The sequence below is a fragment of the Nostoc sp. UHCC 0251 genome (assembly GCF_034932245.1).
GTDB lineage: Bacteria > Cyanobacteriota > Cyanobacteriia > Cyanobacteriales > Nostocaceae > Nostoc.
Window position 1 is genome coordinate 1 of the sequence record NZ_JAYGHD010000455.1, and the last position, 6,248, is coordinate 6,248.

The window sequence follows — 6,248 nt, forward strand, 5'->3', positions numbered from 1 at the left end:
GATTTGGTGGTTTTTAATCCTGCGCCGGTCTGAATCCCCGACTGATTTATTCTGAAAGACTAGCAACTTATATGGAAGAGCAAACAGGAATTAAATTAAGTGGCTCTCAAGTTAGGAGAATATTAGAGCGAAAAAAGTACGTTTACCTTTGGGCAAAGTATAGCCTAGAGGATAAACAGAATCCTGAAATACGTAAGGTATTTAAAGAAAAAATATCAGAATATTTAAGAATAACTCTCATAAGTCCAGTAATGCAATTCATTCAGCAGGCGTTCCCCATAACCAGGGGTGACAAAAAACTGGGGCTTATTCATGGTGTTCCTTGTGTAGTACGTTTGACTCTATCTCGCGTTGCTGAAACGAGTTTGTTTCGGCATCATCCGATTTAGACACTAATGTTCAGAATTCACTTGCCATGTAATCACAATGAGTTCTGCTTGCAGTAAGACAACTAATAGCCACGAAAACGCTCGTAAAATGGCTTCCATCGTCCAGTTCTGACTCTGAACCTCCCAGATCATCCAAACAATAGTGAATCCAACCACCAACCAGGGTACGATGACCATAGAATTCCGTCTGCGATAGAAGCGGATCGCCGTCTCCCGCCAAAATGGGAAGGTACTGAAGAGACAAACAAGGTAGGAGGCTCCTGCACTGCTGAACAAGCTTCTTTGAAGACCCAAAGGCAGGTTTGGGTATCCAAGCGCGATCGCACTCAGGCAAACTCCGAGCGCGAGGTACAGGAAAGTAAACAAGGTAAATCGTTTCATTATTTCTTCTCCGGTGAAGCTTATTCTCTGTACCGAATGGCACGCTTATTAAGCTGAAAGCTCGTCTGGGCTGGGTGTTGGGTGTTGGGTTGCAGGTTCGGGAAAAATCAAGAAAAGTAAATATGAGTGGGGATACAAATAAATTTCTGACTCACTTACACCCCACACCCAAAAACCTTATATACAATGGGTTTGCCGTTATCTTAGCGCCATTCTTCTCTGTACCACACACGCACACATTGAAAGCAATTGACTGTAACGCCCTGGCTGATCATCACTGGGTAGACCCCATTACTGACTGTCACGCCGTAGACACCATCACTTGTGCTTTTCAAGCTATCTGGTAAAACAACGGTTTCAACATTGATCACCTGTATCGTTGTATTTTCAATCCACTGATTGACCTCACTCACAACCTCAGAGAAGGATTCGTAATCGGAAGCTCCGCCGAAAGGTCCCCGTTCAGTAATCCGAGGCGCAAAATCTTTGCACTGAATCATTTGATTTACCACCTTAAAACTGTAGAGTTGAGCATCAATTCAAGTAGTGGGCATCGCCCACCATTTTTAAAACCTTTCACGGTAAAGCTTTGTGGGCAGTGCTAGCCCTACGATATCTATTCCAAAACTTAAGCTAACCTTGCCAGTAAACCGCTAAGAACAGAGGCAAAAGCATGAAAGCTGATATGGGCTAACATTGCAGCTTCTAGCGAATATTGCCAAAAGAGCCAGCCAAACGCAATCCCCACAATCCCATTCAGTAACAACGCCCGAATAATCACAACTGGAGTGAGGGGAACGATCGCGGCAGTCGCTGGCAGGTGTAGTAGTCCAAATACCAACGCGGCTAAAACGATCGCACCCTGGTAAATCCCTTGACTTGGCAACGTAACGCCTTGTTTTAGCCCTTTCCACGCGATCCAAACAAGCAGCGACATTAAACCCCAGCGCATCAAAATTTCCTCAGTGATGCCGCCATAGAACATTGCTGTGAGCAAATTCAACCAACTTGGCTCTGTATTATTGGCTGCCCGTAGCGCTTCAGGTAGGACAGGTTGCATCAACTGATCGAGCAACAAGAGAACAATCGCCGCCGCTGCACCCACACCCAAGCTCCACTTCATCTCAACGGCAAAAGATGGAGACTTAGCGGTGTGAAACACCCAATGATCAATCAAATGGGAGCCTAATCCAACACGATAGGCACAACCAATTCCGACCAGAATGCTGATTGCCAGTAGAATTGAATACTGTAGTCCTTGCAGAAGCATTAAAATCCACAATGGCGGCACTTTTTCCAGTATTTCTGGAGACAGTTTCGCTAACTGTTGCTCGACTAAAGGAATAGACGCGATCGTGTACATCAAAATTCCCACACTGCCCAATACAAATAAAATCCCAAATTGTTTCAGAATTGCCATTGGTTTAACCTCCAGATGATCCGTCCTATCAGCCCATGCCAGCAGCTACCATCACCGGAATTGTGGGCAAGTTGAAAACGACGTGAACAATGACAGCAGTCCAGACCGAGCCGCTGCGGCGTAAGACCTCGGCAGTGGCGAGACCAGCGACTACGGCTGCGGGAAAGACGATGTTGATGCCGTGACCAAGGGCAAAGATCACGGTGCTACCTACGACCCCGATGAACGAATTGTAGCGCAGCAGCGCGTTAGCGACGACACCCCGAAAGAGCAACTCCTCACCAAGAGGCGTGACGATTCCGAGGAACAACGTGGCTAAAACCAGGGATAGTACTCCGCCGCTGCCGCCCTCTGCGTACACACCCTGAACATTGTTGGTGTTCCCGGTGATCTGAATCCAGCCCAGAACTGCCAATCCCTTAAGTACGAAGGCAACCAGTCCGACTCCGATCGCGATGAGCAGCCAGCGTCTCGAAACTCGGCGCACACCAAAGGCACTCAGGGATTCAAAATCCGATTGACATGAGATTTGACAGTGCCTTCACCAATACTTAAAGCAGCTGCAATATCGGCATTGCTCATTCCCTGCGCCAGTGAGCCGAGTACTTCTAGTTCTCTTTCACTCAGTTCTGGATTGCTTAGGCGCTGTACCAACTTTGCTCCTACATCAGGCGGAATATACTTCTGACCCCGATGAACGGTACGAATAGCATTCAGAAGCTCGTCAGGTTCAGTTTCTTTCAACAGATATCCTTTTGCGCCGCAATCCTCGATAAATATCTTCGTCACTATCATACGTGGTCAGTACAATAATCCGAGCAGATTTAGCAGTAGCACAAATTGCACCGATGGCGGCAACTCCTTCCACTTCAGGCATTCGGAGATCCATGAGCGTGACATCCGGTTGGTGTTCCCCAAATAGAGCGATCGCTTGTTTCCCATTTTCGGCTTGGGCAATCACCTGCATATCTGGGTCACGGTTAATAATCGTGGCTAATCCTTGCCGAAAAATAGCATGATCGTCTGCAATGAGAACCCGAATGGCTTGGCTCATTGTGATGCCTCCCGATCGACGGTAACAATCATCTCTGTTCCTTCTCCAGGTTGACTCCGAATCGTGAGTTGTGCGCCGATGCGCTCTGCCCGTTCGCTCATGCCTAGTAAGCCAAAACCCTCAGAGGCTGGAATACTCCCAACTCCAAAGCCCTGTCCATTGTCTCTCACGCGCAAGCAAAACTGATCGCGATCGTAGATTAGCTTCACTCGAATTTCATCAGCATTGGCGTGTCGAATCGCATTGGTTAAGGCTTCCTGCCCAATCCGCAGTAGGTTACTCTCGACTTCAGTCGGCAGAGAATATACTGCACCCTCAATCTCATAATATAAAGTGGTATCCATTGCGGCAGTTCTGAGTTGAGCGACGAGACGATGTAGAGCGCTCTGTAGACTGCCTTCCTCCAAAAGCTGAGGACGGAGCGCTACTACCGATCGCCGCGCTTCAACCAGTCCAGTTCGCGCCAATTCTTTGATCAGGTCTAGGTGTGCCTCAGTTGCTTCTAAATCATCCGTTAGCACCTGTTTTGCCGCTCCCACCTGAGCCAGAATGCCTGTAAACGCCTGAGCGAGTGTGTCGTGAATTTCACGTGCCATGCGGTTGCGTTCTTCCAAAATTGAGGCTGCTTCTGCTTGCTTTTGCAGTGTAATATCTCGCGCTATCCAAATGACCTGCTCGTGCCGAATCGGTGCAATGCGCGCTGAAAACCAGATTTCTCGTTCAGCTATCCACTGGCTGTATTCAACTGTGAGTACTTGTTGGGTTCTCAGCACCTGCTGAATGTAACTCAGGAATTCATCAGCTTGTTCCGTAGCATAGAGTTGATGCAGTGTTTTACCAATATACTCCTCCCTATGCAACTCTCCATATGACGGATTTCCTTTGATTGCGCCGATCACTTGCCCTTTAGCATTGAAAACACATAGCGGATCGGGAATGGCTGAAAAGAGCGCCCGTAGCTCTGCTTCAGAGGCTTGCAATGCTACTTCTGCCTGTTTGCGTAAGCGAAGCTCGTCGTAGACATCGCTAATATCTGCAATCACCCCTTCGATGTAGTCATCGGCTGCATTCAAATAAGAAGAGAAAAGTCCCCAAAATACTGTCCCATCTCGTTTTCGCATCTGTGCTTCATAGCTTCGCACTTCCCCATCCCGCTTCATCACCTCAATGCCTTGTTGGCGATCGCTGGGATTGACCCAATAGCCTATAGTGTGTTCAATCCCAATCATCTCTTGGGGTGAATCAAAACCAAACAGATCGGCAAAGCGTTGATTGGCATTGAGAATTAAGCCATCATAGGTGCGGGTTCGGTAGATACCAACCTGTGAGTTTTCAAAAATAGTTCGGAACTTGGCTTCACTGCGTTGTAATGCCTCTTCTGCTTGTCTACGCTGGGTGGTGTCATTGCCAACCGATAAGATTTCAACGACATCTCCTTGTTCATTGAAGATAGCTTGATTTGACCAAACAACCCAAACTCGCCGACCGTCTCGACACAGGTTTTCACCCTCGCCTTGCGGGTACGATTGAGGATTACGAAGTAAATCATGGACAAAGGGTCTCACATCGCGTCCAGAAAGTTCGGCTTCTGGAATGATGGTTTCAAATAAGCTCCGCCCTAAAATCTGATGTTCTTCATAGCCAAGAAGTTTTACCCCATAATCGTTGATGTAGCGAATCCGTCCTTGCGGATCATAGCGAATGATAACGGAATTCGCGGTTTGTAGCAGGTTGCGATAATTTGCTTCACTTTGTCTCAATGCGGCTTCGGTTTGTTGACGTTCCGCGATCTCCTGCTGCAAAGCTTGAGTTTGCTCTTCTACCTTCCTTTCCAGTGTTTCGGAATAATCCGATAACCGTTCATATAACCGAACATTTTCCAGTGAAATTGCTGCCTGAGCCATCAACAGTTTAAGGACTTGTAAGCGATCGCTGGTAAACACTCCGGTACTGAGATTGTTCTCCAGATAAAGTATGCCAATCAGCTGATTTTGCTTGAGAATGGGCATACACAGGAGCGATCGCGTTTGTTGGTTTTGAATATACCGATCAGTCAAAAAAGATGGTTCGCTGATTGCATCATCAAACACCAGAGTTTCAGATGTGCGTTCTACTGATTGGATGACGGAGACAGGAATTGTTGCACAGCCAGCAACAGCGATCTTTTCTAGGTTACACTGTCTACTCCCACTGCATTGAGCCACAACAGTGAGCCGATCATCTTCCAGGAGAACCAGAGCGCCAGTTTCGGCTCCGGCATTTTCTATCACCACCTGCATCAACGTTGCAGTTAATTGATCGAGATGGATCATTTCTGAGATGGCTTGAGCCGCTTTCATCGCCGCAGTCGGGATCGTTTCATCGGTCACGATTGAATTTGATTGTCGAACTAGGTTGGTGTTGAGGAGTTGTGGATAGCGTTTTTCTAAATCTTTAACTTTAGCGGTTGCGCCCCAGCGATCGTAGCAATAGTGCGCCTCTTTAATGTAAGTTTGAGCAATTTTTGACCGCCCTCGCGCCAGATAATGTTTAGCCGCTAATTCATAGGCGAGTGCTTCTTGCTGGATCAACTCATTTTCAGCAGCCCCCGCGTAGGCGTAGCCCGTCGTAGACATCGCTCGCTCGTAAAACTCTTCAGCCTCAAAAAATTGCCCTAAGACTCGCGCTTTTTCTGCCTCGACTAGATGAAATTTATGTAGATAATTCATGGGAGTGTGTTCTGCCCATTTCTGCATCTTTTCTTGGTTGATGTTAACACAATTGAACCAAGCTACTTTTTGGGAGTTTGAAGCATCAAGCGGTAGGCTCAAGAGAAGTAAATGCAGGGCTGTGAAAAATATAGATTAGGAAACGAACCGCATAGAAACGGATCTGCTTCCCGCAGGGTAGGACGCAAAGACAAGAAAGAAGAAAGAGAGATATAATTTTCACGCACGAATGATTTAGGACTGCTATAGGAATCATATTTGATTTCTGAAAATATTTCAGTAGGGTGTGTTATGCC

7 protein-coding genes and 2 pseudogenes are annotated in these 6,248 nt (G+C 47.0%); 2 read left to right on the plus strand and 7 right to left on the minus strand.

Annotated elements, in window-relative coordinates; genetic code table 11:
• Positions 1-56 precede the first annotated feature (56 nt).
• Positions 57-248: pseudogene (locus VB740_RS35250) on the plus strand (helix-turn-helix domain-containing protein); the annotation flags it as partial.
• Between the two features lie 144 nt (positions 249-392).
• Here VB740_RS35250 and VB740_RS35255 read toward each other — a convergent pair.
• Positions 393-566, minus strand: a complete 174-nt coding sequence (locus tag VB740_RS35255) for a hypothetical protein (protein WP_323204452.1) — start codon at positions 564-566, stop codon at positions 393-395.
• A 105-nt stretch (positions 567-671) separates the two neighbouring features.
• Here VB740_RS35255 and VB740_RS35260 point away from each other — a divergent pair, with 105 nt between their 5' ends.
• Positions 672-827, plus strand: coding sequence for a hypothetical protein (locus VB740_RS35260; protein ID WP_323204453.1), 156 nt, complete (start codon positions 672-674; stop codon positions 825-827).
• Between the two features lie 146 nt (positions 828-973).
• Here VB740_RS35260 and VB740_RS35265 read toward each other — a convergent pair whose 3' ends face one another.
• From VB740_RS35265 to VB740_RS35290, 6 genes and pseudogenes are all read right to left on the minus strand, one after another.
• The gene (locus VB740_RS35265; RefSeq protein WP_323204454.1) at positions 974-1,270 is read right to left on the minus strand and encodes a hypothetical protein; all 297 of its coding nucleotides are present in this window, start codon (positions 1,268-1,270) and stop codon (positions 974-976) included.
• Positions 1,271-1,398: 128 nt separating this feature from the next.
• Positions 1,399-2,190 (minus strand): CPBP family intramembrane glutamic endopeptidase, encoded by a 792-nt coding sequence (locus VB740_RS35270; protein ID WP_323204455.1) that lies wholly within the window; start codon positions 2,188-2,190, stop codon positions 1,399-1,401.
• A 28-nt stretch (positions 2,191-2,218) separates the two neighbouring features.
• Positions 2,219-2,677: a lysostaphin resistance A-like protein gene (locus VB740_RS35275; RefSeq protein WP_416291266.1), complete on the minus strand. Its 459-nt coding sequence runs from the start codon at positions 2,675-2,677 to the stop codon at positions 2,219-2,221.
• A gap of 17 nt (positions 2,678-2,694) precedes the next feature.
• Positions 2,695-3,244 (minus strand): annotated as a pseudogene (locus VB740_RS35280) (response regulator); the annotation flags it as partial.
• A complete protein-coding gene (locus VB740_RS35285; RefSeq protein WP_323204456.1) occupies positions 3,241-6,054 on the minus strand; it encodes a PAS domain S-box protein in 2,814 nt (937 codons plus the stop codon). The gene VB740_RS35285 and the pseudogene VB740_RS35280, both read right to left, overlap by 4 nt.
• Positions 6,051-6,248: hypothetical protein (locus VB740_RS35290; protein WP_323204457.1), on the minus strand; the 198-nt coding region annotated here is incomplete at its 5' end. The genes VB740_RS35290 and VB740_RS35285, both read right to left, overlap by 4 nt.

What these genes read in the sequence shown, in the direction of transcription:
- VB740_RS35255 (WP_323204452.1), bottom strand. Translation starts at nt 566, where the DNA reads ATGGTCATCGTACCCTGGTTGGTGGTTGGATTCACTATTGTTTGGATG.
- VB740_RS35265 (WP_323204454.1), bottom strand. Translation starts at nt 1,270, where the DNA reads ATGATTCAGTGCAAAGATTTTGCGCCTCGGATTACTGAACGGGGACCT.
- VB740_RS35270 (WP_323204455.1), bottom strand. Translation starts at nt 2,190, where the DNA reads ATGGCAATTCTGAAACAATTTGGGATTTTATTTGTATTGGGCAGTGTG.